We start from the raw sequence: 17,729 nt of genomic DNA on the forward strand, positions 1-17,729 counted from the left end.
CGGAATACGACCTGACGCCGGATTAAGGCCTTGCCCGTCATTTTCCGCACTGCACAATCGAGTGCGAAAAAACCCCCGTTTTATTGTTATTATTCCAGACTCGGTACTACCCGGCCCGATCTGGCAATACTCTGCCTGTTTTGGGGCCAAAATATGTCATGCACACAATACAGTAACATAAGTCCCCCATCCCTTCATTTTCATAAAAAATTAACCAATCCGGCAAACCGTTATTATTACGTAACGAGTAAGCCCGCACGACCCTCCGCCATCTTCTTTTCCACGCTCACCGCTTCCCCACAGGTCCATGCGAACCCATGGGGGCCCTGCCCTACTGCCGGCCGTACGTGTCCTCGAAACGGACGATATCGTCTTCCCCCAGATAAGGCCCGGACTGCACTTCGATCAGGGTCAGGGGAATACGGCCGGGGTTTTCCAGCCGGTGCATACACCCTAACGGCAGATAGACACTTTCGTTTTCCTGCAACAGAAGTTTTTCATCGTCGCGCGTCACCACTGCGGTACCGCTGACAACAACCCAGTGTTCCGCGCGATGGAAATGTTTCTGCAACGAAAGTTTCTGCCCCGGATACACCACGATCCGCTTGACCTGGAAACGCTCGCCCTGGATCAGCCCTTCGTAAAAACCCCAGGGCCGGTAACAGCGGTTGTGAATATCGGCCTCCGGCCTGCGGCTGGCCTTGAGCTGAGCGACCAGCGCCGATACATCCTGCGCGTAGTCACGATGGATGGCCAGCACCGCATCGGATGTGACAACCAGCGCCACATCCGTCAGCCCCGCCACCACGGTCAGCATGCCCTCGCTGCGCACGTAGCAGTTATGGGACTGTTCCAGCACCACATCGCCCGCCACCACATTGCCCCGCGCATCCTTGTCACCCAGTTCCCACAGCGAATTCCAGTTGCTGACATGGCTCCAGCCCAGATCCGCCGGTATGACGACGGCCCGGTCGGTACGCTCCATCACCGCATAGTCAATGCTGACGCTGGGGCAGCGCAGGAATGCCGCCGCATCAAGACGGCGGAAGGTCAGGTCGCTCTGGCTGTGGGCCAGCGCCGCGCGCACGCATTCCAGCACAGCGGGTTCATGCCGCGCCAGTTCCGCCAGCAGAAGCGAGGCCGGGGCCATGAACATGCCGGCATTCCACAGATAGCCCCCATCCTTGAGCATTTCGGTAGCCCGCAGCCGGTCCGGTTTTTCAACAAAACAGGCCACCCGGTGCGCATCCATAACGCCACCATCCGGATGCAGCGGCGCACCGGTCCGTATGTAGCCATAGCCGGTTTCCGGCGCGTCGGGCCGGATGCCGAATGTCACGATATAATTCTCACGCGCGGCCTGTGCCCCTTTTTCCAGTGCCGCCGCCAGGCGTTCGGGGTGGCGGAAGGACGCATCGGCCGCCATGATCCACAACAGGGTGTCAGGGTCCTCGCGTGCCGCCAGCAGGGCGGCGGCGGCAATGGCCGCAGCCGTGTTGCGCGCGGCGGGTTCAAGGATGATGCGCCCGTCCTCGCAGCCACTTTCACGCAGGCTTTCAGCCACGAGGAAGCGGTGCTCGTTGTTGCAGACCACGATCGGGGGGGCAAAGTTTTCCCCCGTCGCGCGCCGCAGCGTCTCGCCTATCATGGTGCGCTCCGATGTCAGCGCCCAGAACTGCTTGGGGTGGCTGGCACGCGAGACAGGCCACAGGCGCGTGCCCGTCCCACCCGACAGGATGACGGGCGTGATGGTGCGCCCGCTGGCCTGCGCGGGGGGAATGTGTACATCCGTTACTGTCATAAAAGTCATGGATCGCAACTCCGTCGTGCAGATTTCATGATATGCGTATCCGCGGCCATGGCCACGGAACGGCATCTTTCGTGCCAGCCATTCCTGTCGGGGAGGAACTTAGGCCTATTTTTTTTGTCAAGAATGTGGTGCGCAAACATATTTTCGTCGTGTTCATGCCCTTGTGTAGCTTTTGCATGACACATTCCGCGTTACGGAACATGCACCCGTCATTACTGTGGGTTTCATTCAAACTGCTTTGAAAGCTTTGGGTTCGCGCCTGTTAGGGATAATAGGGCGCGGGACATAATCAGGGAGGTCCAGGTGCGAATTGCTATGATCGGTGGGGGCTACGTCGGGTTGGTCTCCGGTACGTGCTTTGCTGAATTCGGCACGGATGTTGCCATTGTTGAAACCAACCCGGACCGGCTGGCCGCCCTGCGGGAAGGGCGCATACCGATTTATGAACCCGGCCTTGACCGCCTTGTGGCGGAAAACGTGGAGGCGGGCCGCCTGACCTTTGGCGATGACATGGCCGCCGCCGTAAAGGGGGCGGATGCCGTGTTCGTGGCGGTAGGCACCCCTTCGCGCCGGGGCGACGGGCAGGCCGATACAAGTTACGTCTATGCGGCGGTCGAGCAGATTGCCCGCGTAGCGGAAGGCTATACCGTTATTGTAACAAAATCGACGGTCCCCGTGGGCACCGGGCGCGAGATTGCGCGGATCGTGCGGGAAACGCGGCCGGACCTTGATTTCGACGTGGCCTCGAATCCTGAATTCCTGCGCGAAGGCAACGCCATCGTGGACTTCATGAAGCCCGACCGCGTGGTGATTGGCACGGATCAGGACAAGCCCGGCGGCACCCAGCGCGCGCAGGACATCCTGCGCAAGCTCTACCGCCCGCTTTACCTGCTGGAGCGGCCGATCGTCTTTACCGGGCTGGAAACGGCGGAACTGATCAAATACGCCGCCAACTCGTTCCTGGCGATGAAGATCACCTTCATCAATGAAATCTCGGACCTGTGTGAAAAGGTGGGCGCGGATGTGAACGATGTTGCCCGCTCCATCGGGCTGGATGGACGCATTGGCAAGAAATTCCTGCACCCAAGCCCCGGCTTTGGCGGGTCGTGCTTCCCCAAGGATACACGCGCCCTTACGGCCATCGGGCGCAATGCGGGCTCTCCCGTGCGGCTGATCGAAACCACCGTCTCGGTCAATGAAGCGCGCATGAAGGCCATGGGCGAGCGCATTATCGCCTTTGCCGGTGGCGATGTGCGCGGCCTTACGATTGGCGTGCTGGGGCTGACCTTCAAGCCCGAGACCGATGACATGCGCGAGGCGGCGTCCATCGTGATCCTGGACCAGCTGGACAGGGGCGGCGCGCATATCCGTGCATTCGACCCCGCCGGCATGCAGACCGCCCGCCCGGTACTGCCCAAGGCGGTTACTTACTGCAGGGATGCGATGGATGCGATGGAGGGCGCGGATATTCTGGTCGTTCTTACGGAATGGAACGAATTCCGTGCCTTTGCCCCTGAAAAACTCAAGAAGCAGATGAAGGGCCGCAAGATCGCGGACCTGCGGAACATCTGGGACCCGCAGGCCATCAGGGAAGCGGGATTTGACTATATCTCGCTTGGCCGGCCCGACGTGCGGGCCGCGTCCTGATTACATGGGCAACCCGGGCCATGGCAGCATGGCCCGGACCGCCCGGGGACTGCTTCAAAACCACATTGACAAACACGAATCTTATGAACGCCGCCTTTCCCAAAAAAGGCGGCGTTCCCTGATGCTTTTTGGAACAAGCTTCAGCATTCCGGATCGGGCGGATCACACCAGGCGGAAATCTCGCCCACCAGACGGATCAGGAATGACAGAGCCTGCGCCGGAGCGCCATCGCCACCTGACGGATCATGGCGGGCAGGAAGGCAGGCCGCCTTATGATCCGCCGCACGATCGCCCCCACCGCGCCCGCACGCAGGGCCACGGATACGAAATGGGAATCATCCAGCCGCTGCAGCCCTGCGGCGCGCCGGTGCAGCAGGTCAACCAGCACCGGGTCATCGCAGATCCGCGGATCACGCGCCAGCGCCAGCGCGGTATCATGCATGTCCCGATAGGCGATGGTGGTGCGTGACATGCCCGATGCCCGCCCGCTCACGCTTCCCTGGCGCTGGGTATAGAGATAGCTCGCGTGGTCCGTCAGGCAGAACCGCCCCCCTGCCAGCAGGAAGGAGACCATAAGTAGAAAGTCCTCCCCATGGCGTACCAGGGGATCGTAACGTATGGCCTGCTCACGCAGGAATTCCCGACGGAAAACCGGCTTGAGCAGCCCCCAGTCGAACCCTTCCCCGCCCGACAGGTTATGGCCAACATAGTCGCGCAGGCTGACCGGTGCCTGCGGCACCCTGCCCGCGCCCATTGCCCGGCCCGTGACCTGACCCGCAGCCGCGTCGTAATAGGCCAGGTCATCGGCTACGCCATCACAGTCGCCCTGTGCCGCGCGCGCCATGATCACATCCAGCCGGTCGGGTGCAAAGGCGTCATCCGCGTCCAGAAAGGCGACCCAGTCCCCCTTTGCCGCATCCAGCCCCACATTGCGTGCAAGCGACGGGCCACCGTTGCGGGGGGTGGAAAGCAGCCGGATACTGTCATGCCCGCGCTCCAGCCTGCGCAGTATCTCGGGCGTACCATCCGTGGAGCAGTCATCCACCACGATTATTTCCAGTGGCGGCCTTGTCTGTTCCAGGGCCGAACCGATGGCCCGCATGATGAAGGCCTGGGCATTGTAGGTGGTAATGATAAGGCTGACGGACATGGGCGTGTTCATGATGGGCGTCCTGTCATGCTGTCGTAGATGTCTTCCAGTTTTCCGGCCCAGCGTGACAGGTCATGCTGTTGTGCCACAAACGGGGGGCCGGCTGCGGACAGGCGCGCGGCAAGACCGTCATCGCGCAGGATGGCCAGCAGATGGGCACTGAGGGCCGCCACATCCCCTTCGGCAAAGGCAAAGCCGGTTTCACCATTCAGGATGCCTTCGGTCGCGCCCCCTCGCGCGGATGTCACGACCGGCACGCCACTGGCCTGCGCTTCCAGCAGCACAAGCCCCATGCCTTCCGCATCCCCATTGCGCGCCGTGACACTGGGCAGGCAGAACACGCGCGCTTCCTGCAGCAGGGGCTGCATCTGGGCTGCCGAATAGCGGCCGTGGAAGGTGATCCCTTCCATATCCGCCGCCATGGCGGACAGTGCGCTACGCTCGGGGCCATCCCCCGCAATGACCAGACGTGCCTGCGGCATCTGCGCGCGCACGGTACGGAAGGCCTCGATCAGATAACGGCAACCCTTCTTTTCCACCAGCCGGCCCGCGAACAGGATGACCGGCTCCCGTTCGGCCACGGGCCTGCCCGTATGCCGGAAGCGCTGCACATCAATCCCGATGGGGCAGACATGGATGCGCTGCGGGGGAAGCCCCGCGCGGATGGCGGCCTCGCGGATACTGTGGGAGACGGCAACAAAACTGACCCGGCGTTCGGCCGCAAGCCGTTCAAGCCTGCGCGGATAGGCCCGCCACCGCCGCCCGCCGCCGCCAGAGGCAAACCAGTGCATGTGGGTTGTGATGTCGGAACCATGCAGCGTAACCAGCAGTGGCACGCCAAGCGCGCGCGCCACCGGCCATGCCTCCACCCCGTCAAAACCGAAATGGGCGTGCACCAGGGCGGGCGCGACATCACGCATCAGCCGCAGCATGCCGGGCACCGGGCGGTCAAGATAGCGCGAACCCATGCCGATCAGGCGCTGCAGCAGGGTTGGCGGCCCGTCATGCAGCGCACGCACCGCCATGCCATCAAGCGGAAGCTGCCCGATCGTGCGCTCACCGGTCAGCACCGGCCGCCAGCGCCGCAATGCACGGGCCTGGTCGCGCACGAAGGTTTCCGAAATGGGCAGGATCTGGGTCCGGTAGATCGCAACATAGGGCCGGGACGGGCCGGATGCCAGGGCGCCATCCCCCGGGGACACTGCCACGGTCATGCCGCCACGGCCTGCGGGCTGGCCATGGTGGAGGCGCTGCCCCGGTGGCATGCCCGGTCCGTGCGCGAGGATTCACGGCCAAAACGCCGTACGACCGGGGCAAGCAGCACGCCCAGCACCGCATCCTTTTTCATGGCCCGGGGGCCAAACGTCCAGAACGAGCGTTCACTATAGCCGCCTGCGCGCACCAGGCGGGCAAAGGCCGCGATCCGGCGCGGCAGGCTGGCGGAGCAGACCTCCGCCCGCGCGCTGTAGAGAGGTTCCAGCGACCGCCATGCCGCCGCTGCCGCGCGTGCGCGCGTGCGCAGTTCCTCCGGCAGCGCCGCATCCTGCGCCAGGTCGGCGAAAAGGTTGCTGTCCTGCACGGTCATGCGGGCAAGATAGCGGTAGGTATCGGCCCGGTCTTCCAGACGGTAGCGCCAGCGGTCGATGAAGGTGGGGCTGGTGCGCTTGCCCGAACCGACCGTATTGCCGCCATGTATGCGGTATTCGGCCAGTTCCTCGTCCAGATAGGCAATGCTGCCAAGGCCGGATGCGACAAGGAAGAAATACAGGTCATGCCCCATCTCCTTGCCCGGATTGTAATGGTCGCGCATGCGTGGCCACAGCGCCGCCGCAGGCTTGAGCACGCTGCGGAAAGTCTGCATGAAGCCGTATGAAAAGCTCCAGGGCTGTAGTGTCAGCGGGCGGGCAATGGCGGGCATGGGCGCAGTGGCGTAGAAGGTGGAGATGTCATTGCGCCGCGCATCAACCAGACGCGCGTTGTGAAAGACCATCATCACATCGGAATCATCCGCGAAGGCACGCCGGACCTTTGCCAGATTGTCGGGTTTCCAGAAATCATCCTGATCACAGAACGAAATCAGGTCCCCCGATGCAAGCCCGACGGCCCGCATGAAGTTGCCCTTGTAACCCAGCCGTTCGGGATTGCGATAAATCCGGACGGGGAAAGGCGCGTTACGCGCGAAATCCGCCGCAATGTCCAGTGTCGCGTCGGTTGATCCGTCATCGGTTATGATCAGTTCAGCGGGCAGGCACGTCTGCGCGGCCAGGCTGTCAAGCTGCTCGCGGATATGGGCCGCGCCATTATAGGTTGCCATGACAACCGAAATGCCGGACCCGCCCTTACCTGCCTCACTCATGTCCATCGCTCTTTCCTCTACTCGGCGCAGGCCATGCCTGCGGTCATACATGCGTGTCGGGATAGTCCTGCGGCGTAAGGATGCGCTGCACGATCTCGGGCCAGCTATGGGCCTCGAGTTCTATCGGGTCGGAAAACCGCAGGGCATCCCCGATCGCCTGCCCGATGGATCGCGCATCGCCCGGCCGGTAGCCAAAGCGCCCCGCGGTCTCATTCAGCGCGAAATCCGGGCAGACGGCAGGAATGCCGAACAGCGCGAACTGGCGCAGCTTGAGCGACGTATCCAGCAGGTAGCGCGGCGTATTGGCGTCACGATACGGGGCCACGCCAAAACTGGCATGCTGCAGATAGGCCAGCGTGCGCTCGAACGCCATTTCGGGATGGATGATGATGTTGGGCGCGTCCAGCCCGTCGGCGGCGTGCCCCGCGCCAATGATGTGAAAATCGATATCGGGGCGCAGCTGCGCCGCAAGCTGGAAGAATGTCCTGTCAAACAGCATCGAACCGATCGAGACACAGCTGATGCGCCCCGGCCGGTAGGGATCGGGATATGTTGCATCGGCAATGCTGCGGTCAATGCCGTGTGGCGCGAAAACGGCCGAACGGGCATGCGGCAGGCGCTCCAGCAGGTAGCGCGAGGGCATGCGAACCGTATCGATCATGTCGAAATTGCGCACGAAATCCTTCTTGATCGTATCCGCACAGCCTACGACCTCCAGATCATCGGACATCAGGTAAATAATACGCGCATCCGGATTAAGTTTCCTGACATCGGCAATAAATATTGGTGCCATGCCGGATTCAATAAAAACGGTATCCGCACGCCGTATCCACCTGCGCGCGATGGCGGGCAGCATCCGCCGGTAAAGCCAGAACAGCCCCCGTTCCACCGGGGCCAGCGCCGCCCGGCGCAGGTTGAACGGGTGCCAGGGCATGCGCCACAGATAACATTCGACCCCGTCAACCACTTCCACCCGGTTGGCGCGTTCCACCAGGTTCGCGCGCGTGTCACCGCGCCGCAGCGAAAGGGCACTCAGCCCTATGGACAGGAACGCGACCGGCCCCCTGCGCGCCATTTCCGCCGCGATAAAATGGATACTTGCCTTACGGAGACTGCGGAAATCATGAACGGAAATAAACAGGGACCGTGTCATGGAAAAGGAGACTCCTGTCTTGCGCCGTCCCGCACGCATGCGGGCATGACGGGGCAGCGGCATGCGGTTCAGCCGCGACTGCGTGGTTCATCCAGGGCCACGACACCCCCGACCCTGTGGAACGCCTGAATCGACCCCCGGATTAAGGCAGCATGATGACAAGTTCGTGCCCTGATGGTGGCGTCGAGACAAAGAACTGTGTGAGCATATTTTACGTGTTTTCCACATTTATATTCTGTTAGGCTCTGCCGGCCATTGCATAAACACTGTCTTCGCCTCAACCACGCCATATCTTGCGCCGGGGGAAACCGAATAATGCCATCCGTGACAGAAACGTCGGGAACGGAACGGAATTATCTGCACCAGTTGACATCCCTGCGCGGTGTCGCCTGCCTGATCGTGCTGTTTGGCCATGCCATACAGGTGTTTCGTTACAACCAGCCCCGACGCCCGGCGCCACAGGCCATGATGCATGATCTCGTGACCTATGCCTTCAATGCGGAAGCGGCTGTTGTCCTGTTCTTTGTATTGAGCGGATGCGTGCTGTCGCTGTCGTTACGAAAATATACACATATGACCGGACGCATTATTGGCAGTTTTTATGTAAAGCGCATCTTCCGCATCTACCCGCTGCTATGGTTTTCCATCATCCTTGCCATTGCCAGCATGGTCATTGCGCGCGGCTGGGCGGGCGATGGCGTATTTGTGGGCTGGCTGTCACGCAACCTGCAGACACCGGTTTCCATCCGCAATACCGTTGCCTCAGTCACGGGCCTGTTCACCCGCTATAACGGCCCGATGTGGTCGCTGCGTGTTGAACTGATGTATTCCGTGGTGTTTCCGCTGCTGTTCGTGCTGGTCCGCACGCCCCGGCTGCGCGTCGTGACACTGGTGGTGCTGGCTGCCATTGCCCTGCTGCCCCTGCCGCATGAGGTGGGAACGGTCTTTGCCCTGTCCTTCGGGCTGGGGGCGCTGATCCCGCTTCTTCCCGCCACCCTGCCCCGCCGGCACGGACTTTATGCGCTGCTGGCGGTCGGCGTACTTTTATATGACCGTTACGCCCTTGCGCCATTCGCCCTGCCCGAACGCATTGCCGACATGATCGAGACGGCAGCCGCCTTTGTCGTGATCCGCGACCTGTATGCATCGGGGCGGCAGTACCGCTTCCTGCTCAGCAAGCCGGTCATCGCGGTGGGTGAACTCTCGTATGGCATCTACCTTCTGCATCTGCCGGTCATGCTGATCGTGTTCAGCCTGGCTGGCCACGTCCTGGGCACGCCTGCCATTCTCTCCCATCCCACGCCTGCGCAGTTCGGGCTGGGAATGGTGACGGCTGTCCTGACCACGGCGCTGGCGGCGCTGACCTATACGGTGCTGGAACTGCCGCTGCATAATATGGGGCGCCGCCTGGGCCGGAGCATACTCAGCCCGGCGGCGGCCAGCCCCGCCCCCATTGCTTCAGGACAGGGGGCGGATACGCATGTCTCTCGCGTCTGACACCCCATTCCTTGCATTCGCGGCCGCCCCCGCGCGCGCCGCTGCCCGTCCCGCCACCCGCGCGCCAGCGCTGTCACGGGCGGATGGCGTCTCATGGCTGGTGGTGGCGGGGGCGGTGTTCAACCTTGCCCTGTGCTTCATCAACACGCGACATGTCATCACGGTCCACAGTTCCGAAATCGCCCTGTGCGAACTGGCCATAATCTTCCTGGCCTTTATCGAGGTCCGCAATACCATATCCCCCGCCGTGGTGCGGATCACGGCGGTCATGCTGTGTTTCGAGATCGGGGCAAAACTCATCAATCCCCGGCTTGACCTGAAAATCCTGCATGACCTTGCCATCGCCTACCTGTTCTACCAGCTGGGCACGCGCTCCACCCTGCGCTCGGGGGAACGGACCATGTGGGTGCTCATGGCGATGATCCTGTTCATCGGATTTTTCGAGCTGCTGTTCACCAACCTGTTCGGCATGGTGTTCGATGTCTGGACCTATTACGTCAACAAGGGCGTGATCAGCACCAGCACCGTCAATTACAGCAATACCAACCTGTTCATCAGCGGCAACCGGGGGGCGGCGGCGTCGCGTACCTTCTTCCAGTCCATATTCGGCTCGCACCGCGTGTCCTCCCTGTTTCTGGAGCCGGATTCACTGGGCAACTTCTCGGCCATAGGCTTTGCATGGTGCCTGAGCACCAGCCTTGGCTCTCGCCTGCGCCATGCGTTCCTGTTCTTCCTGTCCGCGCTGTGCTTCGTGCTGGCGGATTCCCGCTTCGCCTCGGGCTGTGCCATGGCCATGATCGGGCTGCGCATGACGCCGCTCTACCGCTCGCGCTTCGTGGTCTTTGCCATGCCGGTCGCGGTCATGATGGGGCTGATGCTGCAGGGTGCCAATCATGAAATGCCGGGCATCCTGCCTTCCATCATCGGGGATAATTTCTCGGGACGGCTGCTGTTTTCGGGGCGGCTGCTGGATTACTGGTACCTGCCGCAATGGTTCGCCATGGCCCCGTCACAGGTCTATACGGCCGATACCGGCTATGCCTACATCATCAACAATCTGGGCCTGCCGCTGACGCTGTTCCTGCTGGCGCTGTTCGCCATGCATCCGGCGCGCACGGAATCCGCCGTGTCGATGAAGGCGATGATTTCGCTCTATTTCGCCACATCGCTGTGCATCGGGGCCTCGGTCTTCACCATCAAGACGGCGGCACTGCTGTGGTTCCTGTATGGCACCACAAACAGTGTCGTAACCCCGGCGGACGCGCCCGCGGCCACGACGGCACGCCTGAAATATTTTCGCTTCAACCGCTTCTCCCCCTCACCGGAGCATGGTGCATGAAACGACCTTTTCCCGACCGCATCGGTCGCTGGCTTGCGGGCTGCGTGGGGGTGGCGGCACTTGTGCTGCCCACCCTCCATCCCGCCATGGCCCAGACCTGGCGGGGCGTGAACCTGGCAGGAGCGGCCTATTCATCCTCCAGGCTGCCGGGGCGGTACGGGTACGACTATATCTACCCAAAGCCCAGCGAAGTGGACTATTTTACCCAGGCGGGCATGAACATATTCCGCCTGTCAGTGCTGTGGGAGCGCCTGCAACCCGGCCTGAATGGCCCGCTGGATGAAGGGGAACTGCGGCGCGTGCGCCAGTTCGTCAGCTACGCGCGGGACAGGGGGGCCAGCACGGTTCTCGACATTCACGATTATGGCCGTTACCGGGGGCAGGAAGTCGGTTCCACCGCCGTGCCGGATGCGGCCTTTGCCGATCTGTGGTCACGGCTGGCCCAGGCATTCGGCACGGATAGCCATGTGCTGTTCGGACTGATGAACGAACCCCAGCAGCATTCAGCCCAGGCATGGAAGAACAGCGTGCAGGCCGCGATCGACGCGATACGCAAGACAGGAAGCCACAATACCATCCTTGTGCCTGGCATCGGCTGGGACGGGGCGCAGTCCTTTGCGTCGCTTAACGGGCCAAGCCTTGGCACGCTTACGGATCCGGCCCATAATCTGGTTTATGAAGTGCACGAGTATTTTGACACCGATGCGTCAGGCACAAAGCCTGCCTGTATCTCACGCGATCAGGCTGTTGCCCGGCTCCAGTCCTTTACCGACTGGCTGCGTGCCCACAGGGCCCATGGCTTCCTGGGGGAATTCGGGGTCAGCCGCCAGCCCGAATGCGTGGCCCTGCTAGCGCCCCTTCTCTCCCATATGCGGGAAAATGCCGATGTATGGTCCGGCTGGACCTACTGGGCGGCGGGTCCATTGTGGGGCAACTACATGTTCACGCTGGAGCCCGACCATGGCGCCGACCGGCCCCAGATGCAGGCCATCCGGCCCTTCCTTGGCAAAAGCCGCTGAATTTCAGATCATGGTATTCTCAACAGGGACACAGGAACCCCACGCATGGATATAAAAACGTTCAACATCAAAGGTCTGGTGTTGCTGACCCCGCCCCGCTTCGAAGATGATCGTGGCTATTTCACGGAAACCTATAATGCCGCCCGCCTGAAGGAAATCGGCATTACCGAACCCTTCGTACAGGACAATCACAGCCTTTCGCGCCAGCGCGGGGTCGTGCGCGGCCTGCACTGCCAGTTGCCCCCACATGCGCAGGGCAAGCTGGTGCGCTGCACACGGGGCAGCATATGGGACGTGGGGGTGGACATACGCGCAGGCTCCCCCACATTCGGGCAATGGGTGGGGGAAACCCTCTCGGCAGAAAACGGGGCGCAGCTCTGGATTCCCGCAGGCTTCCTGCACGGGTTCTGCACGCTGACGGACAATGCGGAAGTGCAGTACAAATGCACCGATTTCTGGAACCGTGAATGTGAACGTTCCGTCCGCTGGGACGACCCGCTGCTTGCAATCGACTGGCCGGTCGCCGCAGGGGAGGCGATCGTATCCGCCAAGGATGCCCAGGCACTGGCTTTTTCCAGCGTGGATGACTGGTTTACCCACACAGCCGACGCATGAGCGTGCAGGTTCCCTTTTCCTGTCATTGAAGAAGAAAACATATCGAGATGCAGTCATCCATTCTGGTAACCGGCGGCAGTGGCCAGCTTGCCTGCGCGCTGGCCGCGCATGCGGATGTAATACGGGTGGGCCGCCCGGATCTTGACTTTGACCGCCCCGATACGATCGATACCGTGCTGCGGGCACACCGGCCCGCGATTGTGGTCAATGCCGCGGCCTGGACGGCAGTGGACGCGGCGGAATCCCATATGGAGGAGGCCGACCGCGCCAACCACACGGGTCCTGCCCGCATGGCGGCACGATGTCGGGAGATGGGAAGCCGGTTCATCCATATCTCGACGGATTACGTATTCAGCGGTGACAAGGGCAGCCCCTATGTGGAGTCTGACCCGGTGGACCCGCGCTCGGTCTATGGCAGCACGAAGGCGGCAGGCGAGCAGGCGGTACTGGCAGCATGCCCCGACAGTATCATCCTGCGCACGGCATGGGTCTATTCCCCCTATAACCGCAACTTCGTACGCACCATGATCGAGGCCGCAGCCAGACGCCCCGAACTGCGCGTGGTCAGTGACCAGATCGGCAACCCGACCAGTGCGGACGCGCTGGCGGATGTGATCATGCACATCATTGCCCGCATCCGCGATACGGGATGGCGGCCGGAATACGCCGGCATTTACCATGCGGCGGGCGAGGGCAGCGCCAGCTGGTACGAACTGGCCTGTGCCGCGATAAAGGCGGCGGCACGGCACGGCAATCCTGAGCCCGTGATTGAACCCATTACCACGGCGGACTGGCCCACCCCCGCCCACCGCCCGCATGATGCGCGGCTTGACTGCACGCGGCTGAAACAGGTCTTTGACTGCGCGCCCGGCCCCTGGCGGCCGGAAGTGGAACGGGTTGTGGGGGAACTGATGGCACGCCAGCAGCCCTGAATCCCTCCCCTGCGCCAGCCATCAGGCAAGTGTTGGTGGGGCTGCTTTCAGGCGGCTTCAGGGACCGTCGCCTTTTTTTGGAAAAGGCGACACCCGGAGCATCCTGCCCATCCGTTACCGATGGGTTCCACATGAACACTCATACACCACCCCATGCCAGTCGCAGGCGCTCCCCGGCACGGCGGGCTGCGGCGCGGTACAGTTGACTGCGCGAGACCTCACCGGAGAAACGCGCAAGTTCCCGACGCAATGCGCTACGCGGCATGAAATAATGCCGGACAAAATGGGTATGCCGCAGCAGGCTGGCAATATAACGTTTACGATCCAGTACCGGATGAATGAAGGCAGGCCCGACTGGCGGGGCGACCAGATCCGTTTCCAGCACGGGCGGGAACCAGTTATAGCGCGTAACATCGCCATAACGCGCCAGCGGCACGAAGCTCAGGCCCGCCGCGGCCACCTCCGATGCCACAAAGGCTTCCCCCAGCGGCCAGAACGCAATCCCTGCGCCATTATCTGCCGACATGGCAAGCCGCCTGCCCGCCAGATGGGACAGCGCCCGGGCTGAAAAAAACGAAATACAGTTAAGGGATGCACGCAACCGCCCGGCGGGATAGACCCCGGCATGAAAGCGCGCCCAGTACCATCGTGGCCCTGATGAAATGGGATGGGCCACAAAATCGGCGCCATCGGCCATCATGGCCGCCAGCAGGCATTGGCCATCACCCGTAATACAGGCATCATATTCCACAAACAGGTAATAATCATAATCCGGAATGCGGTCATGTACCTGGTAATGGGTATAATCAGCATTCCACCAGATCAGGCTGCCCTTTTCAAAACGGTTGGCAAATCCCATGGCCACCATATCCGCATTACAGGTACGCAGTACGCGGTCATGCGCAACGGTACCGACAAATCCGTTCGTTTCGTCAACGGATACAAAAATATCCGTATCGGGGAAGGTGGACTGCAACCGCCTGAGCTGTCGGTGGACAAAACTGTCCCATGCATATGTCTTCAGCACAACCGCACATTTTCTGGCTGTGATCACGTCCGGCACTCCACAGGATCGGGTCGATTCATATGTAAAGGAGGAGATGAATATTTTACACTTTCTTCAACATGAATATGTCCTATAGACATGCCGATTTTATAATTTTCAATCATGCATGAATTTAACGGTGTTTTTTCAAAAATTGTATACTTCTCCATGTTACACATGTCACATAAACGTGTGGTAAATAATATATTTATATTTCCGGTGAACTTGTACTGACCGTTCGAGTTTAGTATTGGCTGCACGGACACGCGGTTTTTCTGCACCTGCGGACAGATGTGGCCATCGGATTTCAGGAAGCGGAATATAAAGATGACAGAAATGTCGTATCCGGAAATATCGTTCATTCGTTCCAATATTCCGAAGATAAGCCAGTTGTCCGATGGCATCATCGCAATGGAAGCATCCGGCATCTACACCAATTACGGCCCGATCAACCAGAAGTTCGAAACACGTCTGGTTGAACAGATGTTTGGCGGGGTGGGCCGGTGTGTCACGGTATGCAATGCCACGATCGGCCTTATGATGGCGCTGAAATATGCCACCCGGCATACTGATCCGGCCCGGGCACGTTACGTCATCATGCCATCCTTTACTTTTGCCGCGGCTGCCCATGCCGTATTATGGGCCGGTTTTACACCACTGTTCTGTGATATTGATCCACTGGACTGGATGGCATCACACCAGTCGGAAGATGACCTGCTACGCAAATATGATGGGCAGGTGGCTGCCGTCTTTCCTTACGCGACATTTGGCAATGCCATCGATATCGCGCATTACACGGAACTGGAAAAGACGACGGGGGTGCCTGTCGTCATTGATGCAGCGGCCTCCCTTGGCGCGCATGACGCGCAGGGCCGGGGGTTTGGAAGCGGGTCCCCACACGCCATTGTCTGTTCCCTGCATGCAACAAAAACAATGGGCATTGGCGAAGGCGGCTTCATATACGCGAACAACCCCGACATGATCGAAGCCCTGCGCGCGATGGGTAATTTCGGTTTCGGGCAGATCCGCCACGCCACCATGCCGGGACTCAATTCCAAACTGCCGGAAATCGGGGCCCTGCTTGCGCTGTCGGGACTGGACCATCTGGATGGCGTGATCAGAAAGAAAGTACAGATAGAGCAGCTTTACTATGAACTGCTGCACGGCCTTGAATTCCAGCACCAGCGCGGTACGCGTACATCCTACCAGTTCCTGCCCGTACGCCTGCCCGCCCATCTTGTTCCCCATCGCGGCGCCATACTTGAACGCATGAAAAACAGGCGGATCGGGACATCCACCTACTTCTCCCCCCACCTGCACGAGCAGAGCTATTTCTCCACCCACAGCCAGGCAGGCGATCTGGGCGCGACACGCGCCCTGTCCGCTTCCATCGTGTCACTCCCCCTGTGGCATGAAATGACACCGGAGATGGTGCAGTACGTATGCCGGGAATTCCTGGATGCCTGCGCCGCCTACGATATGTAGAAGCCCCCCGCTCCCCCAACCCTGCGGAAAACGGATATATACGCCATGCCATCCTATCCCCTGACACCCGTCCTGATCGCCGGTGGTGGTCCGGCGGGGATTGCCCTGCTGCTTGCAGCCTCCCGCATGGGCGAACTGTCCCGCCTGCTGGATGAAGGCATTACCCTGGTTGAACAGGGCCACACCATCGGTTCCGGCATGCTGGGGCGCTATGTCATCAATTCCGACAGCGCGGCGGAAACCTTTGTCGATGCCCTGACCGACAATCCGGTACCCGAACTGGCCCGACTGCGCACCCACCCGCTGGTGGAGATGATCCAGGCCCATGGCAAGGACACCCTGCCCCTGCGGGTGGTGGCGGATTATCTGGATCTGGTGGGGCATGTCCTGACCGGACTGATCCGGAACCATCCGGCCTCCCGGCTTCTGACAGGCTGGCGGCTGGCAAGCCTGCGTCAGGACGACAGGGGGGAATGGGCCGCCCATCTTGTCTCGGCCGATGGGGCCGGGGCACAGCATGTCAGGGCGGCAAAGGTTGTTCTGGCACTGGGTGCCATACAGCCCGAATGCCGCCTGCATGATGAACAGGTGGGAGGGGCCGCGCTGCTGCCGCGTTACAGCGGCAGGCTCATGCAGTCCGATGACCTGCTTGCCCCTGATGGCATCAGCCGGCTGCGCACGCTGGTGGCCGGAAGCGAAAAGCCGAAGATCGCCATAATTGGCGGTGCCAGCAGCGCGCTGTCCGTTGCCCGGGTCATCCTACGGGATATGGGGAACCGGATCGTGCCGGGCAACCTGACGCTGCTGCACAGGTCCCGCCTGAAACTGTTCTACCGGACGGCAGAAGAGGCCCTTGCCGATGGCTATACCGATTTCGGCGCGGCCGATATCTGTCCGATCAGCCATTTTGTGTACCGCTTCGGGGGGCTGCGCTATGATTCGCGCAATCTGGCCATGCAGTTGATGGGCATTGCCAACGCCGCCCCCGAACCCCGGCTGCACACGATGCAGATGACAGGACATAATGACGGCGCGGTGCAGGCCACGCTGGACAGTGCGGATGCCCTTGTCGCCTGTCTTGGCTACCGCCCCCGGCGCGTGGCCATCATGGACCGTGACAACCATCCCATGGCGCTGGCCACGGACCATCCCGATGGCAGCCTGACCGGACCGGACTGCGGCATAATGGATGGGTCCGGCCACGAAATTCCGGGGCTATTCGGCCTGGGGCTGGCTTCGGGCTACAGCGCGTCCGCCACCATGGGAGGGGAAAGCAGCTTTAACGGACAGGTCAACAGCCTGTGGTTGTGGCAGAATGCCATTGGCGAGAAAATCCTGTACCAGCTACTGCCTGAAGAAGCCCCCCTGCCCCGTATCCCAATGGCCCATGCCTCCGCAATCGACACGCATCACAGTATCAATCACTGATCCCGGCTGGTACGTTTCCTCCTGCCCACAGGCCGCCCTACCACCCGCAGGGCGGCCTGCTTATGGAAAAATCCATCAATCATATAGAAATTTTTAGGTGTCGCCTTTTTTAAAAGGCGGCGTTCTGTCGAAGCTTTTGCAAAAAGCTTCACCAAAAACTTTCTTCAATCCCAAAGCGCTATCATGAGCTGACTGATCAGACAGTCTTGTAGAAGAACGCTGCCTATCTGAAAAACAGGCAGCGCTTAAAAAG

The 17,729-nt window shown here is 61.0% G+C and carries 14 protein-coding genes; 8 read left to right on the plus strand and 6 right to left on the minus strand.

The genetic code is table 11. The features are described from left to right. Nucleotides 1-331 precede the first annotated feature (331 nt). Nucleotides 332-1,810: a mannose-1-phosphate guanylyltransferase/mannose-6-phosphate isomerase gene (locus CFR78_RS09295; protein ID WP_034932322.1), complete on the minus strand. Its 1,479-nt coding sequence runs from the start codon at nt 1,808-1,810 to the stop codon at nt 332-334. Between the two features lie 315 nt (nt 1,811-2,125). Here CFR78_RS09295 and CFR78_RS09300 point away from each other — a divergent pair, with 315 nt between their 5' ends. Continuing rightward, the gene (locus CFR78_RS09300; protein ID WP_034932324.1) at nt 2,126-3,457 is read left to right on the plus strand and encodes a UDP-glucose dehydrogenase family protein; all 1,332 of its coding nucleotides are present in this window, start codon (nt 2,126-2,128) and stop codon (nt 3,455-3,457) included. 196 nt (nt 3,458-3,653) lie between these two features. Here the strand turns inward: CFR78_RS09300 and CFR78_RS09305 are convergent, their stop codons facing one another. Genes CFR78_RS09305 through CFR78_RS09320 form a run of 4 tightly spaced genes read right to left on the minus strand, consistent with a single transcriptional unit; the run spans nt 3,654 to nt 8,116 of the window. Continuing rightward, nucleotides 3,654-4,619 (minus strand): glycosyltransferase family 2 protein, encoded by a 966-nt coding sequence (locus CFR78_RS09305; RefSeq protein WP_034932326.1) that lies wholly within the window; start codon nt 4,617-4,619, stop codon nt 3,654-3,656. After that, nucleotides 4,616-5,821 carry a glycosyltransferase gene (locus CFR78_RS09310; protein WP_034932341.1) on the minus strand — a complete coding sequence of 402 codons (1,206 nt, stop codon included), beginning with the start codon at nt 5,819-5,821 and terminating at the stop codon, nt 4,616-4,618. The genes CFR78_RS09305 and CFR78_RS09310 overlap by 4 nt, the downstream gene beginning before the upstream one ends. Further along, nucleotides 5,818-6,963 carry a glycosyltransferase gene (locus CFR78_RS09315; protein WP_007399983.1) on the minus strand — a complete coding sequence of 382 codons (1,146 nt, stop codon included), beginning with the start codon at nt 6,961-6,963 and terminating at the stop codon, nt 5,818-5,820. The genes CFR78_RS09310 and CFR78_RS09315 overlap by 4 nt, the downstream gene beginning before the upstream one ends. Before the next feature lie 43 nt (nt 6,964-7,006). Beyond that, nucleotides 7,007-8,116 carry a GumK N-terminal domain-containing glycosyltransferase gene (locus CFR78_RS09320; RefSeq protein WP_034932328.1) on the minus strand — a complete coding sequence of 370 codons (1,110 nt, stop codon included), beginning with the start codon at nt 8,114-8,116 and terminating at the stop codon, nt 7,007-7,009. A gap of 366 nt (nt 8,117-8,482) precedes the next feature. Here CFR78_RS09320 and CFR78_RS09325 point away from each other — a divergent pair, with 366 nt between their 5' ends. Genes CFR78_RS09325 through rfbD form a run of 5 tightly spaced genes read left to right on the plus strand, consistent with a single transcriptional unit; the run spans nt 8,483 to nt 13,518 of the window. After that, nucleotides 8,483-9,613 (plus strand): acyltransferase family protein, encoded by a 1,131-nt coding sequence (locus CFR78_RS09325; RefSeq protein WP_258366032.1) that lies wholly within the window; start codon nt 8,483-8,485, stop codon nt 9,611-9,613. Further along, a complete protein-coding gene (locus tag CFR78_RS09330; RefSeq protein ID WP_034932332.1) occupies nt 9,597-10,952 on the plus strand; it encodes a hypothetical protein in 1,356 nt (451 codons plus the stop codon). Before CFR78_RS09325 ends, CFR78_RS09330 begins: the two co-directional genes overlap by 17 nt. Then, entirely contained in the window at nt 10,949-11,971 is a 1,023-nt protein-coding gene (locus CFR78_RS09335) for a glycoside hydrolase family 5 protein (RefSeq protein WP_034932334.1), read from the plus strand. The genes CFR78_RS09330 and CFR78_RS09335 overlap by 4 nt, the downstream gene beginning before the upstream one ends. A gap of 45 nt (nt 11,972-12,016) precedes the next feature. Next, a complete protein-coding gene (rfbC, locus tag CFR78_RS09340) occupies nt 12,017-12,586 on the plus strand; it encodes a dTDP-4-dehydrorhamnose 3,5-epimerase (RefSeq protein ID WP_007399978.1) in 570 nt (189 codons plus the stop codon). A gap of 47 nt (nt 12,587-12,633) precedes the next feature. Continuing rightward, on the plus strand, nt 12,634-13,518 hold the full coding sequence (rfbD, locus tag CFR78_RS09345) for a dTDP-4-dehydrorhamnose reductase (protein WP_034932336.1): 885 nt from the start codon (nt 12,634-12,636) through the stop codon (nt 13,516-13,518). A gap of 139 nt (nt 13,519-13,657) precedes the next feature. Here the strand turns inward: rfbD and CFR78_RS09350 are convergent, their stop codons facing one another. Then, nucleotides 13,658-14,545 carry a hypothetical protein gene (locus CFR78_RS09350; RefSeq protein WP_223846636.1) on the minus strand — a complete coding sequence of 296 codons (888 nt, stop codon included), beginning with the start codon at nt 14,543-14,545 and terminating at the stop codon, nt 13,658-13,660. 345 nt (nt 14,546-14,890) lie between these two features. Between CFR78_RS09350 and CFR78_RS09355 the strand changes: the two genes are divergently transcribed. Then, entirely contained in the window at nt 14,891-16,048 is a 1,158-nt protein-coding gene (locus CFR78_RS09355; protein WP_240471399.1) for a DegT/DnrJ/EryC1/StrS family aminotransferase, read from the plus strand. A gap of 45 nt (nt 16,049-16,093) precedes the next feature. Then, the gene (locus CFR78_RS09360) at nt 16,094-17,476 is read left to right on the plus strand and encodes an FAD/NAD(P)-binding protein (protein WP_034930894.1); all 1,383 of its coding nucleotides are present in this window, start codon (nt 16,094-16,096) and stop codon (nt 17,474-17,476) included. Nucleotides 17,477-17,729 lie beyond the last annotated feature (253 nt).

The organism is Komagataeibacter rhaeticus (assembly GCF_003207855.1).
Lineage (GTDB): Bacteria > Pseudomonadota > Alphaproteobacteria > Acetobacterales > Acetobacteraceae > Komagataeibacter > Komagataeibacter rhaeticus.